The organism is Sphingomonas sp. 7/4-4 (assembly GCF_027941955.1).
In the GTDB taxonomy this organism is placed as follows: domain Bacteria; phylum Pseudomonadota; class Alphaproteobacteria; order Sphingomonadales; family Sphingomonadaceae; genus Sphingomonas.
In genome coordinates, this window is record NZ_CP115960.1 from 2,919,342 (window position 1) to 2,939,641 (window position 20,300).

Genomic DNA, 20,300 nt, shown 5'->3' on the forward strand with positions numbered 1-20,300 from the left:
CTGTTCACCTTCGACACGCATTCCGCCGATGCATATCCGGCTCCGCCGAGGCCGGACAGTTTCCCATCCACTGCGTGTATCGCACACCCGGCTGGACGAACGTGCTCGATGCCGGAGCCATCGATCCCGCGGTTCCGGTCTACCGGCTCGAGAAAGGCGTGTTCGACATGTGGGCCGAACCCGATGTCGCGATCGAGGCGGTTGGCACGGGCGAGAAGGTGGCGCGCGACGCCTTTTTCATGGAGCTGGAGGCGCGGGGCGTGACCGAGGTGACGGTGATCGGCGTCGCGGCCGATTATTGCGTGCGCTGGGCGATCGAGGGCCTTGTCGCGCGCGGGTTCACGGTCGACGTGCCGCAGGGATTGACCCGCGGCATCGCACGGCCGATCGCACAGGTCATTGCCGAAGACTTCGCGGATGCGCCGGTGCGGCTGGAGCCCGCGGCATGATCGCCCCGTGGCGCGTGTCGAACCATTGCAACCCGGCCTGCGCTTCCGCGCCGCGGCCCGCAGCGATTTTATGCGCCGCTAACCCTGTTCCGGCACCGCTCGTAAACCCCTGGGGAGATATCTGGTCAGGCAGGGGAAATCCGCATGAACCCAATCGATCATGAAACGAACGGCGCGCGCATCGGCAGCATCGCGCAGCCCGATCGACGCGCCAATCCGCGCACCTCGACTGCCCTGACCGCGACGATCCGTGCGAGCGGCGAAGCGCGCCGGATCAAGGGCGAGGTCGCCGATGTCTCGGTCGAGGGATGCAAGGTCTTCACCTGGGGCCTGCACGAAGGCGACGAAGTGTGGGTGGAATCGCGCATCTGGCGCCGATTCCGGCGACGGTGGTCTGGTCGCGCGAAGGCGTGGTCGGGATCAGGTTCAAGAGCCCGCTCCACCAATCGACGGTGACGCATCTCGGCTTCCTGTGAGCGGAACCTAGAGGCGAGCCGATGCGCCGCCCGCCTTTGCTCGATCTTGGACTCGGAATCCTGCTCAGCCTGATGCTGATCGCCCTGATAGCGTGCCTGGCGATCCTCAGCCGCTGAGCGGCATGCCGGTCAGCCCTTCGCCGAAAGGATCAGCAGCAGCAATGCGATGATCGCGATCGCGACTCCCTGCAGCAGGATGCGCTGCTGCATCAGCTTGTTCGACTTGAGCGCGCGATCGCTGGGGCCCTCGCCCTCCAGATCCTTCGTGGTGGTCTGCGCCATGTTCACCAGTCCCTTGATGAGCACGAAGACGACCGCGAGCATGGCGGCGATGAGCAGGGCGGCGAGGAAGAAGGTCATGCCCCCAGCCCTACGCCTTTGCCGACGCGAATCCAACCGGAAGCAGGCCCCGACGGAGCCGATCGGCGAGCGCGCGCCCGTCCTCGCCCCCAGCCGCATCGCCTCGAGGCTGGGCGCGCCATGGCGCTTGGCGAGGCGCGTGCCGTCGGGACCGAGCAGCAAAGGGTGATGGCGATATTCGGGAGTCGGCAGGCCGAGCAGCGCCTGGAGCAGGCGGTGGACATGGGTGGCGGGGAACAGGTCCGTGCCGCGCACGACATGGGTGATGCCCTGCGCGGCGTCGTCGAGGGTGACGGCGAGGTGATAGCTGGCCGGCGCGTCCTTGCGCGCGAGGATCACGTCGCCATGGGATAGCGGATCGGCGCGGACCCAGCCGGCGAAAGCGTCGTGCCAGTATAGCCCCTCTCCCCTTGTGGGAGAGGGGAGGGGCCCGCTCGCGAAGCGAGTGGGAGGGGTTGAGACTCACTCCCTCTCACCCTTCCGCCGACTTCGTCGGCTCCCTCCCTCTCCCACAAGGGGAGAGAGATAGATTGCACCGCCTTCTCCACATCCAGCCGCCAGCTATGCGGTCGCGACAGGTCCGGATCCGCCAGCCCGCGGCAGGTCCCCGGATACAGCGCGCCCTCCGGCCCGTGCGGCGCCGACAGGCTCGCGGCGATGTCGGCACGGGTGCAGAAGCACGGATAGAGCAAATCCATCGCGCGCAATCGATCGAGCGCCGCCTGGTACAGCTCCAGCCGCCGCGACTGGAACGTCACTTCCCCGTCCCACCCGAGATCCAGCCATTCGAGATCGCGCAGGATCGCATCCATATGCTCCGGCCGGCTTCTCGTGCCGTCGATATCCTCGATGCGCAGGCTGAAACGCCCGCCTTGCGCCCGCGCGAAATCATGCGCCTGGATCGCCGAATAGGCGTGCCCCAGATGCAGGCGCCCCGTCGGGCTCGGCGCGAATCGCGTGTGGATAACCATCAGACCGGCCCTTGACCGCGAGTCGCGGCATATGCTGTCATGCGCCCGTCACCATTCCCGGCCAGGGAATGCTGGCCGAGCAAAACGGGTGAGGGAGCGCATGTACCATCCCGATCTGATCCGCCATCCGGACAGTTGCCCCGCGCTCGTGCTCAACGCCGATTACACGCCGCTGAGCTATTATCCACTCAGCGTGTGGCCGTGGCAGACCGCGATCAAGGCCCTGTTCCTCGACCGGGTCGACGTGGTCTCCTTCTACGAACGCGAGGTTCGAAGTCCCAGCGCGAGGCTGAAGCTCCCTTCGGTCATCGCGCTCAAACAATATGTCAGACCTTCGCAGTTCCCGGCCTTCACGCGCTTCAACCTGTTCCTCCGCGACAAGTTCTCCTGCCAATATTGCGGGACCCAGCGCGACCTCACCTTCGATCATGTCATTCCCCGCGCCCAGGGCGGGCGCACCACGTGGGAAAATGTCGCCACAGCCTGCGCGCCGTGCAACCTCAAAAAGGGCGGGCGCACTCCGAAACAGGCGGGGATGCCGCTCCATATCGAGCCGATCCGCCCGACCAGCTGGCACCTCCAGGAGCATGGCCGGCGCTTTCCGCCCAATTATCTCCACCAGACCTGGCGCGACTGGCTCTACTGGGACGTCGAGCTGGAGGCTTGAGGCAGACACCTGCACATTTCCGAACTTGCCCCGCGAACTGTCTTATAATAACAACACACCGTGGTGTTGTGCTTTTCCCAATGGCCTGAGGCCGATAAGAGGCCCTGATGGCCCGCGAACCCGGCTCCGGCGATGTCCGCTTCCCGCTCCGGCGACCTGCTGAAACCGGCGAAGACCCGGCGGCGGTGCAGGTCCGCGCGTGGCGGCCCTCGCGCGCCGATCCCGCCTCGCTGGACGTGAAGATCGGCCCGGTGGCGCCCCAGCCGCCCAAGCCGACCTTGACGCCCGATCCGTTCTGGCGCGCCGCGACGCCGCCACCGCCGCCGCCTCCCGCGCCGCCTGAAGACAGATCGCCCGCCGGCGAAGGCGAGACGCCAAACCTCCCCGCGATCCGCAAACGGTTCCGCTTCCGCTGGCGCTGGGTGAGCTGGGGTGTCGCCGGGTCCATCCTGTTGTTCGTGATCGCAGTGGCGTGGCTCGCGCTGACCGCGCCCTTGTCGAAATCGCTCCAACCGCCGGCGCCGCCGTCGATCACGTTGCTCTCGGCGGAGGGCAAGCCGATCGCGCGACGCGGCGCGGATATCGCCGCGCCGGTCGACGTCACCAAGCTGCCCAAGCATGTCGCCGGCGCCTTCATCGCGATCGAGGACCGGCGCTTCTTCGACCATATGGGCGTCGATCCGCGCGGTATCCTGCGCGCCTTCCTCCACAACGCGACGAGCAGCGGCGGCTCGCAGGGCGGCAGCACGATCACCCAGCAGCTCGCCAAGAACGCGTTCCTCACCTCCGACCGGACAGTGACGCGGAAACTGCGTGAAGTGATGATCGCCTTCTGGCTGGAGGCTTGGTTGACGAAGGATGAGATTCTCTCGCGGTATCTCTCCAACGTCTATTTCGGCGACAATGTGTACGGGCTGCGCGCGGCTGCGCAGCATTATTTCAGCGTCGAGCCCGAGAATCTGACGCTGAGCCAGGCGACTCTGCTTGCGGGACTCGTCAAGGCACCGAGCCGGCTCGCGCCAACGGGCAACCTCAAGGGTGCGCGCGAGCGGCAGAAGCTGGTCGTGGGCGCGATGGTCGCGGCGGGGCTGCTCGACAAGGACGAGGCCGCCCGCGTCCGCCCCGCGGTGCTCCGGGTCAGCAAGGAGAAGGAACTGCCCAACGGCACCTATTTCGCCGACTGGGTGCTCCCCGAGGCACGCGACCGCGCCGGCGGCGTGGCGACCGAGCAGACCGTCAAGACCACGCTGGAGACCAACATCCAGGCGGCGGCCGAACGCGCAGTACGCGGCGCCGGCCTCAGGAAGACGCAGATCGCCCTGGTGGCGATGCGGCCCGACGGGCGCGTCGTCGCGATGGTCGGCGGCAACAGCTATCGCGACAGCCCGTTCAACCGCGCCACCCAGGCGCGGCGCCAGCCGGGATCGACCTTCAAGCTGTTCGTCTATCTCGCGGCCCTGCGCTCGGGGATGACCCCCGACAGCTTGGTCGACGATTCGCCGGTGACGATCGGCGGCTGGTCTCCGACCAACAGCAACGGGCGCTATGCCGGCAAGATCACGCTGCGCCAGGCCTTCGCCAAATCGAGCAACGTCGTGGCGGCGCGGCTGACCAACGAGATCGGCGTGGCCAAAGTGACCCGCGCCGCGCGCGATCTCGGCATCTCGACGCCGATCGCCAACGACGTCTCGATCGGGCTGGGCACCTCGACCGTGTCGCTGCTCGAGCTGACCGCCGCTTATGCCGCGGTGGCAAACGGGAGCTATCCGGTGCGCCCGCGCGGGCTCGACGACGCCGAATCCGCCGACGACTGGCTGGCGGCGCGGCTGGGATCGGCGACGCGCTTCCGCGGCGGCGAGCTCGACGACATGCGTTCCCTGCTGGGATCGGTGGTGACTTCGGGCACCGGACGCAGCGCCGCGCTGTCGATCCCCGCCTTCGGCAAGACCGGGACGACGCAGGACAATCGCGACGCCTGGTTCATCGGCTATGCCGGCGACCTGGTCGCCGCAGTGTGGATCGGCAATGACGACAATTCGCCGAGCCCCGGCCTGTCGGGCAGCGGCATCCCGGCGCGGGTGTGGCGTGATTTCATGGTTCGCGCATTGGGCGTCTCGCTGCCGCCGGCCCCGTGGTCGAGGACGATTATGGCGACAACGAAATGACGCTCGACGACGTGTTCAACGCCGTCGGCGATTTCGTCGAAGGCTCCGGCGTCGAGACCGAGGTGGCACCCTCGCGCGATCGGTTACCGCCCGACGATGAGGGAATCCCGGGAGACGAGCCGGGCCCGCCGCCGCGCGACCGTGACGAGCGCCGCGAGGACACAGGGAATTGACCTGAAGCGCAGGGGCCGCGATGGCAGCCGCATGCGCTTCTTCTCCGACAATGCCGCCCCGGTCTGCAGCCAGGTGCTCGATGCGCTCTCGCGCGCGAACACGCTCGACACGCCCTATGACGGCGATCGCTGGTCGCAGCAGCTCGACGGCGCCTTCTCGGATCTGTTCGGCACGCCGGTACGCGCGCTCTGGGTGCCTTCGGGAACCTCGGCCAATGCGCTGGCGCTCGCCGCGCTCTGCCCGCCGCACGGCAGCGTCGTCTGCCACCGCGATGCGCATATCCAGAACGACGAATGCGGCGCCCCAGAATTCTATACCCACGGCGCCAAGCTAGCGCTCGCCGAAGGGACAGGTGCCAAACTGACGCCCGAGAGCGTGACGGCAGTGCTCGACCGCGTCCAGAGCGGCGTCCATTGGGTCCAGCCGCACGCGATCTCGATCACCAACGCCACCGAATATGGGCTGGCTTATACGCCCGATCAGGTCGCCGCGATCGGTGACGTGGCAAGGGAGCGCCGACTGGGTTTGCATATGGATGGCGCACGCTTTGCAAATGCCGTCGCGCATCTCGATTGCGCCCCCGGCGACGTGACGTGGCGCGCGGGGGTCGACGTGCTGAGCTTCGGCTTCGTCAAGAATGGCGGGATGAGCGCCGAGGCACTGATCTTCTTCAAGCCCGAACTCGCCGACGCGACGCTCTATCGCCGCAAGCGCGCCGGACTGCTCCTTTCGAAGGGGCGCTACCTCGCGGCGCAGCTGCTAGCGATGCTCGAAGGCGATCTGTGGTTCGCCAATGCCCGCGCGGCGAATGCCGGCGCACGACTGCTCGCCGCTGCCGCGGGCGACCGGCTGGTCCATCCGGTCGAGGCCAACGAGATATTCCTCAAAGCCAGCCCCGACGAAGCCGCGTCGCTGCGCGCACTGGGCTTCGACTTTTACGACTGGGCGCCGGGCGAAGTGCGGCTGGTGACCTCATGGGACCAGAGCGAGGACGCGATCCGGCCGCTGGCGGAGGCGATCGCAAGGCTGTGAGACGGTTCACCTCCTACAAGGCACCGATCATCGAGCCGCCGGTCGAGCCGGTTCCGCCGCGTTCGGCGCACCTGGTCGTACTGATCCCGTTCCTCGTCGTGACATTGATCTGGGGATCGACCTGGATCGTGATCCGCGACCAGCTCGCCGTGGTGCCGCCGAGCTGGTCGGTGACCTATCGCTTCACGATCGCGGGGATCGTGATCCTCGGCTGGGCGCTGCTGCGGCGCGATTCGCTGCGGCTCGACCTGCGCGGCTGGGCCTTTGCGATCGCGCTCGGGTTCGCGCAGTTCGTGCTCAACTTCAACTTCGTCTATCGTGCCGAGCAGCACATCACCTCCGGCGTGGTGGCGATCGTCTATGCGCTGCTGCTCGTGCCGAACGCCATCCTCGCGCGCATCTTCCTAGGCCAGCTGATGGGACGCCAGTTGCTGATCGGATCGGCGGTGGCGATGGCGGGGGTGGCCTTGCTGTTCCTCCACGAGGCGCGGCTGAGCGACGCGGGTCCCGAACAGGCGCTCATCGGCATCGGCATCGCCTTGCTGGGCGTGCTCTCGGCCTCGGTCGCCAATGTCATGCAGGCGATGAAGACCGCCAGGGCCTATCCGATGGCGACGACGCTCGGCTGGGCGATGCTGACCGGCGCGGCGATCGATGCGGTCTGGGCCTGGACGACCGTCGGCCCGCCGGTGATCGAGCCGCGCTGGGGCTATGTCGCGGGGACGCTCTATCTCGGCGTGTTCGGTTCGGCGCTGGCCTTCACTATCTATTTCCAGCTGATCCGCACGATCGGCCCGGCCAAGGCCGCCTATACCAGCGTGCTGATCCCGGTGATCGCGATGCTGCTCTCGACGCTGTTCGAGGGCTATCGCTGGTCGCTGCTCGCCGTGTCGGGTGCTGCATTGGTGATCGTCGGGCTGGTGCTGGCGCTCAGGGCGCGCAGGCCCAACCGATAATCCGGGAAAAGCGGCCGCCAGCGTAATAGGCGCTTCGCCTTGCCATTGGCGATGCGGCGGTTCTCCGAATAAAAGGCGCGTGCCTGCGGGCTGAGTTCCGCCTCTTCGAGCGGCACCAGCGGCGGTGGGGCGATGCCGAGCAGCGCACAGGCGTAAGCGACCACATCGCTCTGCGGCGCCGGCAGATCGTCGGCGAGGTTGTATGCCCCGGCCGGCGCGTCGAACCCCGCGACCACGCCGGCGACGATATCGTCGCGGTGGATGCGGCTGAAGACCTGGCCGGGCACGAGGATCCGCGCCGCCTCGCCGCGCGCGGCCCGCTCCAGCGGCGATCGGCCGGGTCCGTAGATGCCGGGCAGCCGGAACACCCGCGCACCGCGCGCGAGCCATGCCGCATCGGCCTCGGCGCGGGCAGCGCGGCGGCCGGTGCCGATCGGCGCGGTCTCGTCCACCCAGGCGCCGCGCGTGTCGCCATAGACTCCGGTCGAGGAGAGATAGCCGAGCCAGGCGCGCGCGGCGGCGAGCTGCGGGCCGTATGCGGCGAGGATCGGATCGGTCTCGTCGGGCGCCACAGTCGAGAGGATGTGCGTGGCGTGGCCGATCTCGAAGGCGACGCGATCGGCATCGGCGAACGCGATGCTGCCGTCGCGCCCGTCGCGCGTGACTGCCGCGATCCGCCAGCCGCCGGGGGCGAGGTGGCGGGCGAGCGCGCTTCCCGTATAGCCGAGGCCGAAGATCAGCAGGCGCATGCGCCGATCCTCCCCCGGAGGAGGGGGACCAGCCGCAGGCTGGTGGAGGGGTAGTTACCACAGGCGACATCGTTCGCGGAGACTACCCCTCCGTCGCGCTGCGCGCGCCACCTCCCCTCCGGGGGAGGATTTGATCACCGCGCGCCATGGCCGCCGAATTGCGCGCCGAAGAAATCGCCCTTGTTCCAGCTTGGCCGCGCATCCGAATCGGCGAGCGCACGGACGGCGGCATAGTTGACGCGGGTGAACTTCGCCGCGGCGGCCCAATCGATCGGCAGGGTGATATCGTCCGAAGGCTTGTGATAATGGTTGGCGAGGAAGTCCTGCGCCGCCGCCGCGCCGGGGCCTCCTGGGCCGGTGTCGATCGAGACCGCGGGAATGCCCGCCTGGACGAAACTGTAATGATCCGAGCGCACGAAGAACATCTCTTCGGGGGTGGGATCGGGCACGACCTTGAGCCCCTCCGTCGCGGCGGCGGCGGCATAGGTCGCGCCGAGGCTGGAGCGCTCGCCGCCGAGCACGACGATATCCTGCATCGCGAAAGTGAGGATCGGCATGTCGAGATTGACGTCGGCGACGAGCGTGCCGGTCACTCCCGGATGCGCGGCGAAATAGCTCGAGCCGACCAGTCCCTTCTCTTCGGCAGTCACGGCGACGAACAGGATCGAGCGGCGCGGGCGCTTGCCCGAAACCTCGAATGCGCGCGCCACTTCGAGCATCGTCGCGACGCCCGAGGCATTGTCCATCGCACCGTTATAGATGGCGTCGCCCTTTTCGGGCTCGCCCACCCCGACATGATCGAGATGCGCCGAGACCACGACATATTGGTTCCTGAGCGCCGGGTCCGAGCCTTCGAGCATTCCGACGACATTGCTGCTGCGCGCCGTCGCGACGCGCGTGCTGGCCGTCGCCTTGAGCACGCCGACCAGCGGTCCTGTGGGCATCCGCGTGCCGCGGCGCTCGGCGGCGAGCACGTCGCGCCACTTGATCCGCGAGCCCGCGAACAGTTTCTCGGCGCCCGCCTGACCCATCGTGCCGACCACCGGCGCGCCGGGGGCGACGATGTACGCCTTGCCGTCCTGGCCGACCCAGGTGGTGCGCTCGTAGTCATAATAAGGCGCCATCGCCTCGAGCGGGAATTCGGCGCGCCGTTCGAGCGATTCGATGATGACGACCGCCTTGGCGCCGCGCGCCTGCGCCAGCCGCGCTTTCTGATCGTCGTCTCCCAGATGCGCGGCGACTTCGCCCGGCAGCCCTTCGGGCACGCCCGCATAGATCGCGACGATCTTGCCGCGCACGTCGAGCCCGCGATAATCGTCGCGCTTGCCCTCGGGATAGACGAGGCCGTAGCCCGCGAAGACGACCTGTCCCTCGGCCGTGAAATCGGGCGTGGTCGGGATGCCCGAATTGACGAAGTCGATCCCGAACTGGAGCGGGATCGCCGTGCCGCCACGCGTGAGGGTCCATTTTGCCCTGGCGGCGGGCCGATAGGTGACGAGCCCGACCGGTTGGAACCAGCCCTCCTCTCCGGCGGGTTTCAGTCCGACGCCGAGCATCTGCGCAGCGACATATTGCGCGGCGATATCATATTCGTGCGTCCCCGCCTCACGCCCGCGCAAGGCATCGGCGGCGAGGAACTGGACATGCGCCTTGAGCGCCGCCTGTTCGGGCGCGAGCTGCTGCGCCTCGGCAAGCGGCGCCAGCACGAGCAGCGGCAGAAGGAGCAGGCTACGCAACATCGAAACTCCTCAGGGCTCCCTCTCCCGCCGGGAGAGGCAGGTCGGCGCTACTTCGCGCCCGGGCCGCCGTACAGCGTTCCGAAGAAATCGCCCTTGTTCCACAAGGGACGCTGATCGGCATCCGCCAGCGCGCGGGCAATGGCATAATTGAGCTTCACGAAGCGCACGCCCTGCGTGAAATCGATCAGCGTGATTTCGTCCGAGGGCTGATGGTAATGCTTCTCGCCGAATTCCTCGACCGCGGCCTTGCCCGGACCGGCGGGGCCGGGTTCGAGCGATACCGCCGGGATGCCGGCGCGGACGAAGCTGTAATGGTCGGAGCGGACGAAGCTCGCTTGCTCGGGCGCGGGATCGGGCGTGAGCGCCAGCCCCTCGGCCTTGGCGACTGCCGCCACCGTCGGCCCGATGCTGGTGCGATCGGCGCCGTACACCACCAGATCCTCGAACTTGTAGGTGAGCACCGGCATGTCGAGATTGACGTCGGCGACGATGCTGCCCTTGGGGACGGTCGGGTTGGCGGCGAAATAGTCGGAGCCGACCAGCCCCTTCTCCTCCGCCGTCACCGCGACGAACAGGATCGAGCGGCGCGGCCGCTTGCCCGATGCAGTGAACGCCTTCGCGACTTCGAGCATCGACGCAGTGCCGACGGCATTGTCCATCGCGCCATTGTAGATCGTGTCGCCCTTCGCGTCGGGCTTGCCGACGCCGACATGATCGAGATGCGCCGAGATCACGACATATTGGCCCTTGAGCGCCGGATCCGAGCCTTCGAGCAGCCCGACGACATTGTTGGCGGAGAGCGTCTTGATCTCGGTATTGGCGGTGCCCTCTGCGGTCACCCCCAGCGCGCCGGTGGGGAGCTTCTTGCCGGCCTTGTCGGCGGCGAGGATTTCGGCCCATTTGATCTTCGAGCCGGCGAACAGTTTCTCGGCGCCGACCATGCCGACATAGGCGAAGGCAGGCGCGCTCGGCCCCTCGCTGTGCGCGCGGCCGTCGGGATCGGCCCAGGTCATGCCCGGGCTGTTCCAATACCCCGCGCTCGCTTCGAACGGGAAGATCGCGTGGCGGGTATTGCCCTCGATCAGGATCACGCCCGCGGCGCCATGCGCGGCGGCGTTCTTCGCCTGCTCCTCGGGCTGGCTCAGATGCGCGCGGACTTCGCTGGGTAGCGATTGCGGGGCATCGCGCAGGATCGCGACGATCTTCCCCTTCACGTCGAGGCCCTTGTAATCGTCATAGCCGGTGGCGCGATCGGTCACGCCATAGCCGGCGAAGACCACCGGCCCCGACACCGCGACCCTCGCCTCGCGCGCGTTCGAGCGGGCGACAGTGTCCTTGCCCCATTCGAGCGGAGTCACCGTCGTGCCGCGGGTGAGCGTCAGCCTGCCGTGATCCATGCCCCTGAACGAGACGAGCGGCACCGGCTGCAGCCACGCGCCGTTCGGCCCGCCGGGCGTGAGCCCCGCGGCGAGCATTTGCGCCGCGACATATTGCTCGGCGATCGCCAGCTCGGGCGAACCGGTGTCGCGCCCGCGCATCGCATCCGAGGCGAGGAAAGCGACATGCGCCTTGAGCGCCGCCTCGGCCGGCGCGAGATCCTGCGCGACGGCGGGCGTGGCGAACAGGAGCGGGAGAAGGACCAGGGACTTGCGCATGATCACTTCTCCATCGGTCCGCCGAACAAGGTTCCGAAGAAGTCGCCCTTCTTCCACATCGGCTTCTGATCGGCATCGGCGATCTCGCGGGCGATGCGATAATTCACGTCCACGAAGCGCGCGCCCGATTCCCAGTCGATCGCCGGCTGCTGGATCAGATCGTCCGAGGGCTGGTGATAATGGGTGCTGAGGAACGCATCGGTCGCGGCCTTGCCCGGGCCCTTCTCGCCCGGCCACAGGAAGACCGAGGGCACGCCCTGCTGGACGAAACGGTAATGGTCCGAGCGGACGAAGAACGCTTCGTCGGGACGCGGGTCGCCGCCCATGCCGACGCCGATCTGCCCGGCGGCGCGCGCCACTGTCGCACCGAGAGTCGAATGCGCCGCGCCGTAGGGCGTCACATCCTCGAACTTGTAGGTGATGATCGGCATGTCGAGATTGACGTCGGCGACCATGTCCGCCTTGGGCACCGTCGGGTTGTTCGCGAAATAATCGGAGCCGATCAGCCCCTTTTCCTCGGCGGTGACGGCGAGGAACAGCACCGAACGGCGCGGCGGCTTGCCCGATGCCTTGAAGCGGCGCGCCTCCTCGATCAGCGAGGCGATGCCGACGGCATTGTCCATCGCGCCGTTATAGATCGTGTCGCCTTTCGCATCGGGCTTGCCGACGCCGACGTGATCGAGATGCGCGGAGAGCACGACGACTTCCTTGCCGAGCGCCGGATCGGCGCCCGGCAGGAGCCCCGCGACATTGTAGCTGGTGATGGCAGTGTTGGCGGTGTTGAGCGTGACCGACAGCGTCTTGGTCAGCTGCGTCGCCTTGAAGGTAGCGCCGTCATCCTGCGAGAGTTTGGCGACATCGTCCCACTTGACCTTCGCGCTTTCGAACAGCTTGGCCGCACCCGCGATGCTCAGCATGCCGAGGCCGGGCGCGGTCGGCGTCGGGATATGGCCCGAACCGTCCGCCTCGGCCCAGGTGAAGCGGGCGCGGTCCCAGTTCGCCGCGATCGTCTTGAACGGATAGCTGCCGCGGCCCGCGCGCGGCGATTCGAGCGTGATATAGCCGACCGCGCCCTTCTTCATTGCGATTTCGGCCTTGGACGCCGGGCTGCTGAAATGCGCGCGCTCCTCGGCCGGGAAGCTCGACGGCGCGCCGCCGAAAAAGGCGACAATCTTGCCCTTCACGTCGACGCCCTTGTAGTCGTCGCGGCCGAGCCCCGAGATGCCGTAGCCGACGAACACCACCGGCGCGGTCAGCTGGAAGGCGGTCTTGTTCGGATTGCCGGCAGGAAGATAATCCTCGCCGAAGACGAGGCTGACCGGCTGGCCGCCCTTGGCCGTGAACGCCATACTGCCCTTGTCGGCGGGCTTGTAGCTGATCAGCGGCACCTTCTGGAGATAGGCGCCGTCGTCGCCGGCGGGGCGCAGGCCCTGCTCGTAGAATTGCGACGCGACATATTGCGCGGCGATGTCGTATTCGGCGCTGCCTGCCTCGCGGCCACGCATCTGGTCCGATGCGAGGAACATGATGTGGCTCTTGAGCGCCGCCTGATCGGCGGGAAGCTCGGCATTGAGCAGCGCATTGTTCTGGGCGGCGGTCGGCGCGGGCGTGGGCGCCGGTGCCTCCTGCGCCATCGCCGAAGTGGCGACGAGCGCGATCAGGCCGAGCGGCGATGTCAGTCGAAGCATAAGGGAGAAACCTCGGTGTCTCTGGAATGCCGTATCGGTAGCATCGCGCCACTCATAGGCAAGCGGCAGTTTGTTGTGGCGGCACCATGGGTTGATCCTATATCGCGGCGATGATGGCAGACGTTCAGACCGCAACCCAGACGCCCAAGGTGACGCGCCGCGAGGATTATCGCGAGCCCGATTGGCGCGTGCCCGAGATCGCGATGGATTTCGACCTCGATCCCGCGGCGACGCGCGTGCGAACGACTCTGCAGGTCGAGCGCAACGGCGTCCACGATCGGCCGCTGCGGCTCGACGGCGACGGCCTGACCGCGATCAGCGTCAGGGTCGACGGTGTCGAAGCCAGCGGCTGGAGCATGGACGGGCCGAACCTCGTCGTGCCGCTGAGCGGGGCTGCGCACACGATCGAGACCGAAGTCGAGATCGCGCCCGAACGCAACACGCAGCTGCAGGGGCTCTATGCTTCGTCGGGCATGCTCTGCACTCAGTGCGAGGCGGAAGGCTTCCGCCGCATCACCTTCTTCCCCGATCGGCCCGACGTGCTCAGCCGCTACAAGGTGAAGCTGACCGCCGACAAAGTTCGCTTCCCGGTGCTGCTGGCGAACGGCGATCCCATCGCGCAGGGCGATCTCGAAGATGGGCACCACTGGGCCGAATGGCACGATCCCTTCCCCAAGCCGAGCTATCTGTTCGCTTTGGTCGCGGGCGATCTCGTCGCCAATCGCGGCACCTTCGTCACCATGTCGGGCCGCGACGTCCAGCTCGGCATCTGGGTGCGCGCACCCGATCTGCCCAAGACCGATCACGCGCTCCGCGCGCTCAAGCTGTCGATGGCGTGGGACGAGAAGGTCTATGGCCGCGAATATGATCTCGACGTGTTCAACATCGTCGCGGTCGACGATTTCAATTTCGGCGCGATGGAGAATAAGGGGCTGAACGTCTTCAACAGCCGCTACATCCTCGCCGATCCCGACACCGCCACCGATTATGATTACGATGCGATCGCCGCCGTGGTCGCGCACGAATATTTCCACAATTGGTCGGGCAACCGCGTCACGTGCCGCGACTGGTTCCAGCTCTCGTTGAAGGAAGGCTTCACGGTCTTCCGCGACCAGAGCTTCTCAGCCGATCAGGGCAGCGCCGCGGTCAAGCGGATCGAGGACGTCCGGGGCTTGCGCGCATCGCAATTCCCCGAGGATGCCGGTCCGCTCGCGCATCCGGTGCGCCCCGACGAATATATGGAAATCTCGAATTTCTATACCGCGACGATCTACAACAAGGGCGCAGAGGTCATCCGGATGATGGCCACGATCCTTGGCCCCCAGAAATTCCGCGCCGCGACCGACCTTTATTTCGACCGCTTCGACGGCACGGCCGCGACCTGCGAGGATTTCGTCCAGTGCATGGAGCAGGGCGGCGAAGTCGATCTCACCCGGTTCCGCCGCTGGTACACCCAGGCCGGCACGCCGCGCGTCTCGGCCTCGCTGGCGCAGGAGGGTGGCCGCGCACGGCTGCAGCTGCGTCAGGTGGTGCCGCCGACCCCCGGACAGCCGGTCAAGGAGCCGATGGTCCTCCCGCTCAAGGTCAAGCTGTTCGGCGCGGTCAGCGGGCGGCCGCTGTGCGACGAACAACTCGTCTTGCTGGAGAACGAGAGCCACGAACTGGTGTTCGAGAACCTTGCCGAGCAGCCGGTCCTGTCGATCAATCGCGGCTTCTCGGCTCCGGTGATCGTGGAAACCGACCGTACCGCGAAGGATCTCGCCTTCCTCTCGGCGCACGATGACGATCCGTTCGCACGCTACGAGGCGATGCAGCAATTGATGCTCGACACGCTGGTCGCCTCGGTCGCCAATGGGGGCACCGATCATGCGCCGGTGATCGACGCGGTGCGCAACACGCTTACCGACGCCAGGCTGGACCGCGCCTTCATCGCCGAAGCGGTCTTGCTACCTTCCGACAGCTTCATCGGTGATCAGATGGCGGTGGTCGATCCCGAGGCGATCTTCCGCGCGCGGGAAGCGCTAAGGCAGGATCTGGGCAAGGCGCTGGCGGGCGAATGGCGCGCCGCCTACGAAGGCAGCCTGGCCAACCGCTTCGAATATTCGCCGGCGGCCAAGGGCGCGCGGCGGCTCAAGACGGTATCGCTCGGCTATATCGCAGCGAGCGGCGAGCCCGATGCCGACACTTTGGCCTTCGACCAGTTCAGCGGCGCCGACAACATGACCGACCGGCAGGGTGCGCTGACCACGCTCGTCAACGGCGATTCGCCGCTGCGCGGGCAGGCGCTCGACGCATTCTACCAGCGTTATGCCGGCAACGGGCTGGTGCTCGATAAATGGTTCCAGACCCAGGCACTGTCGGCGCGCGAGGACACTGCGGAAATGGTCGAGCGGCTGGCCGCGCACCGCGACTTCACGCTTTCCAACCCCAATCGCGCGCGTTCGCTGATCGGCGCGTTCAGCGTCAACCAGCGCGCCTTCCACGATCCGTCGGGCCGCGGCTATCGCTTCGTTGCCGACCAGTTGATCGCACTCGACAAGCTCAATCCCCAGACCGCGGCCAAGCTGATCCCGCCGCTCGGCCGCTGGAAGCGCTTCGACGCCGCGCGTGCCGCCCTGATGCGCGCCGAGCTCGAACGGATCGTCGCGACTCCGGGCCTGAGCAAGGACATGTTCGAGCAGGCGACGAAGTCGCTGGACTGACTTTAAGTCCCGCCCTTTCAGGGGAGGGGCTTTTAAGGAAGTCAGGCCATCAAATTGCGCCCGCGCTGCACCACCGCGGTGTGCCCGACTTTTGCCGCCATGCTCCGCGTCAGGATCGTGTCGACGAACACCCAGTCGTTCGACGCGCGCTCGGGGTGAGGGTCAGCGCCATATAGCCGCGCCGGCTGGTGTCGCACCATTTGAGTTCGGGATTGGTCGCGACCAGCGCCCCGCGACGATCCTGGGGTCGGTCGCCGTCGCGCTCTCATAGCCCGGCGACGTCACGCTGTGCCCGGCGAACTCGACACCGGCGGGCTTGCCGTCCTGTCCCAGATCGAACGCCCAGGCATTGTGGCTGTCGCCGCAGAGCACCAGGAGATTGGCGCCCGCAGCCTGCGCTGATTTGAGGAAACGCGCGCGGGCGGCGGGGAAACCGCCCCAATTGTCGAGATCGGACGGCAGTCCCGCCTTGCTTGCCGCCACGCCGTTGCGGACCCAGGCCTTGGTCCGCTCCGGCGCGTCGGGCTTGAGCCAGTCCATCGCCTGTTCGGGGGTGCGCTGCTGGCCCAGAATCGTGCCGAACTGGACGACCTGCCATTTGCGCCCGCTGCGCACCGAGCCCAGCATCGCGTGCGCCAGCCACGCCTCCTGCTCGGTCCCCAGCATCGTCCGTGCCGGATCCTGCAGCGGCCCGTCGCGAAATTGGGCGAGCGCCGCAGCGGGATTGGCAGCCTTGAACAAGTCGCCGATTTCGGGCTCGTCGCTGCGCGCGATCAAGCGGCTCTCGGTGCGGAACAAGGTCGCGAGGCCGCCGATGTCATAGCTGCCCCAGGGCGTCTCGGAGACCGGCATCCATTCCTTGAACGCCTGCAGCGAAGCCGCCTTGCGATCGCTCCACAGCCCCTCGAACTCGGGCTGGTTGTTCTGCGCACTCATCTCGCGGCTGTTATTGGCCGATTCGTGATCGTCCATCTGGACGAGCATCGGCTTGAGGCGATGCAGTTCCTGGAGGTCTGGATCGCTGCGATAGCTGGCATAGCGGAGGCGATAATCGGTGAGATGGATCATCTCGGTCACCGGCTCGGGCCATCGCCCGCCGACCGCGCCGTCCTCGGGCGCATAGCCGCCCTTCGCATATTCGTAGAGATAGTCGCCGAGATGGACCCACAGATCCACGTCGTCGCGCATGGCGGCATGGCCATAAGCGTTGAACCAGCCGAAGGGCAGGTTCGTGCAGGAGAAGACCGCAATGCCGAAGCGGCGGACATTGCCGTCAGGTAGCGTCTGCGTCCGGCCCACCGAGGAAAAGCTGCCGTCGGGCGCGACGAAGCGGTAGAAATAGCGCGTGCCCGGTGCGAGCCCCTGCACGGTGATCTTGGCGGTGTGATCGCGCCACGGCCCGGTGATCATCTCGCCGCCGCTCACTACGCGCGCGAAATCCTCGCTGATCGAGACTTCGGCGCGCAGCTTTGCCGCGCCGCCGCCCGCCGGCACGTACCGCGTCCACAGCAGCATCGTGTCGGCGCCCGGCTCGCCGCTGGCGACCGAATGGGTGAACCCGCTTGCCGCCTGGCCGAACGCGAAGCCCGGGATCGAGAGTGCGGCAAGCCCGAAGGTGCCGGTGAGCAGCAGGCGGCGGCGATCGATGTTCATGGCGTGGATACCCCTTTTCGTCGCAAGGCTTGCCCGGAAAACTTGGCGGGTTCGTGACAGCGGACCGCGCCTTCGCTAAGCAGCAGCTAAGTGGGTCGCAAACAAGGCAGAAATCGCATGGTCTCGTTTCGGAAGGCGGACTCCGGGCATGGTCGCCTGAGCTGATGGCCGGCAACGGCAACGGCGCCGTCGCAGTGCGCACGGCGCGCTTGCCCTCGCTTGCGGTTCTGCTCGACGCAGTACCCCCTGGGCGGTGCTGCTGCTCGCGGCGATCGCGGTGCGCGCCGTCGCGTTCGGCAACCCGGTGGTCCATGTCGACGAGGAATTCTACTTTCTCACGGCGCAGCGGATGCTCGACGGCGCCCTGCCGTACGTCGACATCTGGGACCGCAAGCCGATCGGGCTGTTCCTGATCTACCTCCCTGCCGCGGCGTTCGGCCCGGTGCTCGGCCTGTGGATCTATCAGGTAATGGCGCTGGCCAGCGTGGTGCTGACCGCAATGCTGATCCTGCGGCTCGCCGCGCATGCCGGCTGGGAAAAAGGCGGGCTGGTCGCGGCCCTGCTCTATATCCTCATGCTCGGCTTCGGCGACGGCCAGAGCGGGCAGGCGCCGGTCTTCTACAATCTGATCACTGCCTTCGCGATGCTGCTCGCATTGCCCTGCGCCGCCTCGGCCGATTCGGAGCGGCTCCGCAAGGGCAAGGCAATCGCGGCGATGGCGCTGATCGGCGTCGCGCTGCAGGTCAAATATTCGGTGCTGTTCGAAGGCATGTTCCTCGGGCTCTGGCTGCTGTGGCGCGAGCGGCGGCTGGGCTATCCGCTGCATAGCATCGTGCGCTTCGGCGCGGCACTGATCGCAGTGGCGATGATCCCGACCCTGCTCGCTTGGGGCGTTTATGCGGCGATCGGGCACGGCAATGCGTGGTTCTACGCCAATCTCGGCTCGATCCTCGCCCGCAACAGCGATCCGGCGCTGGTTCTGGTCGGTGCCTTCCTCAAGGTCGCATTGATCCTCGGGCCGCTGCTGATCGTCAGCGGGCTCTCGCGCCATGTGCCGGTCAACGACGAGAGCGAGCGCCCGGTGCGTGCGCTCTATTTCGGCTGGCTGATCGCCTCGGTGTTCGGGCTGATCGTGTTCGGGACGTACTTTAACCATTACGCGCTGCCGGTGATGCTGCCGGCCTGCCTGTGCTGCGCCGGCTTCCTCGGCAGCCACCAGGCGGGCAGGCGGATCGTGACGCCGTTGCTGCTGCTCGCCGCCGGGCTTGGCGGGGAATATACCGTGTTGAGCGCCGGCTGGCATCGCGGCAACGCCGCACAGCTAGAGACGCTGACCGAGGTGATCGGCCAGGGCCCGGGCTGCCTGTATGTCTATTCGGGCAATTCGAGCCTCTATTCGCGCTCCGGGCGCTGTGCGCTGAGCCCCTGGGTCTATCCCAGTCATTTGTCCCGCGAGCGCGAGAACGGCGCGGTCGGCGTCGATCAGCTCGCCGAGATCGGCCGGATCTTCGCAAAGCGGCCAGAGGTGGTCGTGATGGCCCCTGCCTTTTCCGGAGAACGCGCGGAATCGCGCAATCTGGTGATCGAACGGCTGCGCGAGGGGAAGTACGCGCTGCGCGGGCGCTATCCGCTCGGCAAGTCGCTGCTCGAAATCTATGCCGCGCCGGGCAGCACCGCAGGCCTGGCCGTGCCCCGCCTCGCGGCAAGAAGCCCTTCATAATAAGCCATCAACTCGACCGTATGGTCGCGGTCGCTGCGCACCTTGCCCGCAGCGACGCGGGCGGCGGCGCGCAGGATCGCCGGTTCGCGCGCGAACATGCGGCGGATCGCATCGGCTGCCGACAGCGCATCGCGGGCCGCGTAGGTCTCGGCGAACAGAGGGTCGGCAAGCTCGGCGAACCCGCCCTCGTCGGGCCCGATCAGCGGCAGGCCCGACGCCAGAGCTTCCGACGCGACCAGGCCGAACGGCTCGGCATCCGAGCCATGCACCAGCGCATCGCAGCTCGCCATGATCCGCGACAGCCGGACGCGATCATAGACCGGTCGGAAGATGCGGATATGCGGACTGCCGGCGATCCGCGCCTCGAGCTGCCGGCGCTCGGGCCCGTCGCCGATCAGGATCAGCCCGACCGGAATATCGGTCGCCGCCGCCTCGACGGCATCGATCACCAGCGGCCAGCGCTTTTCCTTGTGATGCCGCCCCAATCCGAGCAGCAAATGCCCCTCGGGCGGCAAGCCGCATTGCTCCAGCAAGGCGACGCGGAGCTTCTCGTCGCGCAGATCGGGGGAGAACCAGCTGCGTTCGATCCCCAGCGGCATCGATGCGTCGACATGCATGCCGCGGCGGCGGAAGCGCTTGGCGAGCGCCGGCCCGTTGGTGACGAACGCATCATAATGGCCGAGGAAGCGGTTCATGTACCGCGTGTACCAGGCAAAGGCGTTCTCGACCTGGATCGGGCTGGCGACGCTGTCGAGCCAGCGCTGGGGATAGGCGCCGATCTGGTCGCCATGCGCGAAGAATACCTTGAGCGATGGGCCCTTCCAGTTGGCGACCGTCCAGGCGGGCAGCCAGGGCGAGCTGCATTCGAGGATGTCGGGCTGAAGCTTGTCGAGCAATTCCCACACCGGCTCGTCCTTGACGAAGATGCAGTAATTCCGGTCGAGCAGCAACGCGGGCGACTTGACCCACAGGATTCGGCCGCCGCCCGGGCGATCCTCGACGCCGTCCTCCAGCGCCGGCGCGATGACGGTCAGCTCATGGCCCAGATCGGCCATGATCCCGATTTTCCGGTCGATATAGGTGCGCACCCCGCCGCCGGTCGGCGAGTAGAATTCGTTGACGTCGACGATCCGCATGGCCGTCT

General features: G+C 67.2%; 16 protein-coding genes and 1 pseudogene. 9 read left to right on the forward strand and 8 right to left on the reverse strand.

The window, feature by feature from the left end:
- Window positions 1–74 precede the first annotated feature (74 nt).
- Window positions 75–449 carry a hypothetical protein gene (locus PIB19_RS14735; RefSeq protein ID WP_271237975.1) on the forward strand — a complete coding sequence of 125 codons (375 nt, stop codon included), beginning with the start codon at window positions 75–77 and terminating at the stop codon, window positions 447–449.
- Between the two features lie 144 nt (window positions 450–593).
- Window positions 594–905: a PilZ domain-containing protein gene (locus tag PIB19_RS14740; RefSeq protein WP_271237976.1), complete on the forward strand. Its 312-nt coding sequence runs from the start codon at window positions 594–596 to the stop codon at window positions 903–905.
- 149 nt (window positions 906–1,054) lie between these two features.
- Here the strand turns inward: PIB19_RS14740 and PIB19_RS14745 are convergent, their stop codons facing one another.
- Window positions 1,055–1,285 carry a twin transmembrane helix small protein gene (locus PIB19_RS14745; protein WP_336297153.1) on the reverse strand — a complete coding sequence of 77 codons (231 nt, stop codon included), beginning with the start codon at window positions 1,283–1,285 and terminating at the stop codon, window positions 1,055–1,057.
- Window positions 1,286–1,295: 10 nt separating this feature from the next.
- A pseudogene (gene gluQRS / locus PIB19_RS14750) lies at window positions 1,296–2,256 on the reverse strand (tRNA glutamyl-Q(34) synthetase GluQRS).
- A gap of 100 nt (window positions 2,257–2,356) precedes the next feature.
- Here gluQRS and PIB19_RS14755 point away from each other — a divergent pair.
- The 5 genes from PIB19_RS14755 (at window position 2,357) to PIB19_RS14775 (ending at window position 7,250) form a co-directional block, all read left to right on the forward strand.
- Complete coding sequence (locus PIB19_RS14755) at window positions 2,357–2,923, forward strand: HNH endonuclease (protein ID WP_271237977.1); 567 nt, start codon at window positions 2,357–2,359, stop codon at window positions 2,921–2,923.
- Window positions 2,924–3,030: 107 nt separating this feature from the next.
- Window positions 3,031–5,088, forward strand: a complete 2,058-nt coding sequence (locus PIB19_RS14760; RefSeq protein WP_271237978.1) for a transglycosylase domain-containing protein — start codon at window positions 3,031–3,033, stop codon at window positions 5,086–5,088.
- Window positions 5,055–5,261 carry a hypothetical protein gene (locus PIB19_RS14765; RefSeq protein ID WP_271237979.1) on the forward strand — a complete coding sequence of 69 codons (207 nt, stop codon included), beginning with the start codon at window positions 5,055–5,057 and terminating at the stop codon, window positions 5,259–5,261. Before PIB19_RS14760 ends, PIB19_RS14765 begins: the two co-directional genes overlap by 34 nt.
- A gap of 31 nt (window positions 5,262–5,292) precedes the next feature.
- Window positions 5,293–6,294 carry a threonine aldolase family protein gene (locus tag PIB19_RS14770; RefSeq protein ID WP_271237980.1) on the forward strand — a complete coding sequence of 334 codons (1,002 nt, stop codon included), beginning with the start codon at window positions 5,293–5,295 and terminating at the stop codon, window positions 6,292–6,294.
- On the forward strand, window positions 6,291–7,250 hold the full coding sequence (locus tag PIB19_RS14775; RefSeq protein WP_271237981.1) for a DMT family transporter: 960 nt from the start codon (window positions 6,291–6,293) through the stop codon (window positions 7,248–7,250). The genes PIB19_RS14770 and PIB19_RS14775 overlap by 4 nt, the downstream gene beginning before the upstream one ends.
- Here PIB19_RS14775 and PIB19_RS14780 read toward each other — a convergent pair.
- From PIB19_RS14780 to PIB19_RS14795, 4 genes are all read right to left on the reverse strand, one after another.
- The gene (locus PIB19_RS14780) at window positions 7,160–7,999 is read right to left on the reverse strand and encodes an NAD(P)-dependent oxidoreductase (protein ID WP_271237982.1); all 840 of its coding nucleotides are present in this window, start codon (window positions 7,997–7,999) and stop codon (window positions 7,160–7,162) included. The two genes, PIB19_RS14775 and PIB19_RS14780, sit on opposite strands and share 91 nt — an antisense overlap.
- 134 nt (window positions 8,000–8,133) lie before the next feature.
- On the reverse strand, window positions 8,134–9,738 hold the full coding sequence (locus PIB19_RS14785; RefSeq protein WP_271237983.1) for a M20/M25/M40 family metallo-hydrolase: 1,605 nt from the start codon (window positions 9,736–9,738) through the stop codon (window positions 8,134–8,136).
- Between the two features lie 47 nt (window positions 9,739–9,785).
- A complete protein-coding gene (locus tag PIB19_RS14790) occupies window positions 9,786–11,393 on the reverse strand; it encodes a M20/M25/M40 family metallo-hydrolase (protein WP_271237984.1) in 1,608 nt (535 codons plus the stop codon).
- A gap of 2 nt (window positions 11,394–11,395) precedes the next feature.
- Complete coding sequence (locus PIB19_RS14795) at window positions 11,396–13,081, reverse strand: M28 family metallopeptidase (RefSeq protein WP_271237985.1); 1,686 nt, start codon at window positions 13,079–13,081, stop codon at window positions 11,396–11,398.
- A 113-nt stretch (window positions 13,082–13,194) separates the two neighbouring features.
- On the opposite strand from PIB19_RS14795, the gene pepN reads away from it, so the two are divergent.
- A complete protein-coding gene (gene pepN, locus PIB19_RS14800; RefSeq protein WP_271240999.1) occupies window positions 13,195–15,783 on the forward strand; it encodes an aminopeptidase N in 2,589 nt (862 codons plus the stop codon).
- A 162-nt stretch (window positions 15,784–15,945) separates the two neighbouring features.
- On the opposite strand, the gene PIB19_RS14805 is transcribed toward pepN, so the two are convergent.
- Window positions 15,946–17,436: an alkaline phosphatase D family protein gene (locus PIB19_RS14805; protein ID WP_271237986.1), complete on the reverse strand. Its 1,491-nt coding sequence runs from the start codon at window positions 17,434–17,436 to the stop codon at window positions 15,946–15,948.
- Between the two features lie 253 nt (window positions 17,437–17,689).
- Between PIB19_RS14805 and PIB19_RS14810 the strand changes: the two genes are divergently transcribed.
- On the forward strand, window positions 17,690–19,156 hold the full coding sequence (locus PIB19_RS14810; protein WP_271237987.1) for a hypothetical protein: 1,467 nt from the start codon (window positions 17,690–17,692) through the stop codon (window positions 19,154–19,156).
- Here PIB19_RS14810 and PIB19_RS14815 read toward each other — a convergent pair.
- Window positions 19,090–20,292 (reverse strand): glycosyltransferase, encoded by a 1,203-nt coding sequence (locus PIB19_RS14815; protein ID WP_271237988.1) that lies wholly within the window; start codon window positions 20,290–20,292, stop codon window positions 19,090–19,092. The genes PIB19_RS14810 and PIB19_RS14815 overlap by 67 nt on opposite strands.
- Window positions 20,293–20,300: the final 8 nt, after the last annotated feature.

What these genes read in the sequence shown, in the direction of transcription:
- PIB19_RS14740 (WP_271237976.1), top strand. Translation starts at nt 594, where the DNA reads ATGAACCCAATCGATCATGAAACGAACGGCGCGCGCATCGGCAGCATC.
- PIB19_RS14745 (WP_336297153.1), bottom strand. Translation starts at nt 1,285, where the DNA reads ATGACCTTCTTCCTCGCCGCCCTGCTCATCGCCGCCATGCTCGCGGTC.
- PIB19_RS14755 (WP_271237977.1), top strand. Translation starts at nt 2,357, where the DNA reads ATGTACCATCCCGATCTGATCCGCCATCCGGACAGTTGCCCCGCGCTC.
- PIB19_RS14760 (WP_271237978.1), top strand. Translation starts at nt 3,031, where the DNA reads ATGGCCCGCGAACCCGGCTCCGGCGATGTCCGCTTCCCGCTCCGGCGA.
- PIB19_RS14770 (WP_271237980.1), top strand. Translation starts at nt 5,293, where the DNA reads ATGCGCTTCTTCTCCGACAATGCCGCCCCGGTCTGCAGCCAGGTGCTC.
- PIB19_RS14780 (WP_271237982.1), bottom strand. Translation starts at nt 7,999, where the DNA reads ATGCGCCTGCTGATCTTCGGCCTCGGCTATACGGGAAGCGCGCTCGCC.
- PIB19_RS14785 (WP_271237983.1), bottom strand. Translation starts at nt 9,738, where the DNA reads ATGTTGCGTAGCCTGCTCCTTCTGCCGCTGCTCGTGCTGGCGCCGCTT.
- PIB19_RS14790 (WP_271237984.1), bottom strand. Translation starts at nt 11,393, where the DNA reads ATGCGCAAGTCCCTGGTCCTTCTCCCGCTCCTGTTCGCCACGCCCGCC.
- PIB19_RS14795 (WP_271237985.1), bottom strand. Translation starts at nt 13,081, where the DNA reads ATGCTTCGACTGACATCGCCGCTCGGCCTGATCGCGCTCGTCGCCACT.
- pepN (WP_271240999.1), top strand. Translation starts at nt 13,195, where the DNA reads ATGGCAGACGTTCAGACCGCAACCCAGACGCCCAAGGTGACGCGCCGC.
- PIB19_RS14805 (WP_271237986.1), bottom strand. Translation starts at nt 17,436, where the DNA reads ATGAACATCGATCGCCGCCGCCTGCTGCTCACCGGCACCTTCGGGCTT.
- PIB19_RS14815 (WP_271237988.1), bottom strand. Translation starts at nt 20,292, where the DNA reads ATGCGGATCGTCGACGTCAACGAATTCTACTCGCCGACCGGCGGCGGG.